This window comes from Prevotella ihumii (assembly GCF_900155655.1).
GTDB lineage: Bacteria > Bacteroidota > Bacteroidia > Bacteroidales > Bacteroidaceae > Prevotella > Prevotella ihumii.
In genome coordinates, this window is record NZ_LT707000.1 from 1 (window position 1) to 839 (window position 839).

Consider the following 839-nt stretch of genomic DNA (forward strand, 5'->3'; position numbering starts at 1 on the left):
GCTCCTTGGCGGAATGCTCGCCATCAATAAACTCAATCTTGGATACTGTCCAAGGTTCTGACAGGCCTAATGCCATTGTAAATATCTCGGTACTATTCATTTTGCAAAGGTAACATTTTGACGAGAAATATTCGATACCTACCCACACGATTCGTTATAGAGCCGGAATGGGTCTATAACGTTTCATGTGGGTAATCGAGTTTTAATCCACCTGTTACGAAGTAGACCATATACTTAAAGTTTTCTGTATTGACAAATCCTCTTGCCCTCTTTTTAGCGAGTTGTATTTGTGAGTTAAGTCCCTCAAGGATTCCATTATTGACCTCCCTCATTGCAAAGAGATTCTTTATGCCGAACATGTGCGATCTGACCATCGCCACAAAGTCTGTCATGGGCTTGATGGCAGATTCCTCTACCATCTTGCACCACCGTTCAAGCCTTTCCACGGAATCCTTTGTACATTCGTTGAATATATCTGCGAAAGATTCCTTGAAACCATAAGCTTTGCCAATGGTTGGATATGTCAGCAGTATGGTCTCTAATTCCATCGCCTTTTTCTCCGAGAGATTCTTTTTGTTGTACAGCAGCGTGAACCGATGTCCCTTGAGCAGTCTGGTATCCGTATGTTCCAGCTTGCGTACCGTGTCGACAGCCTCGTTGAGAGCCTTGAAGATATGGAACTTGTCAAATATAATCCCTGCCTTGGGAAAGTGTGTCAAAGCTCCTGATATGAACGACTTGGACATGTCCATACTGATTGCCTCGATATTCTCTATCTTACCCTTCTTCTCGACAAGAGCCTTGCGGAAAGCCTCGAATGTACCCGCATCCTTGCCGTC

The 839-nt window shown here is 44.1% G+C and carries 1 protein-coding gene; it reads right to left on the minus strand.

The window, feature by feature from the left end:
• Positions 1-173 precede the first annotated feature (173 nt).
• A partial coding sequence (locus CZ367_RS14000; protein WP_144006048.1) for a transposase occupies positions 174-839 on the minus strand: 666 nt, incomplete at its 5' end.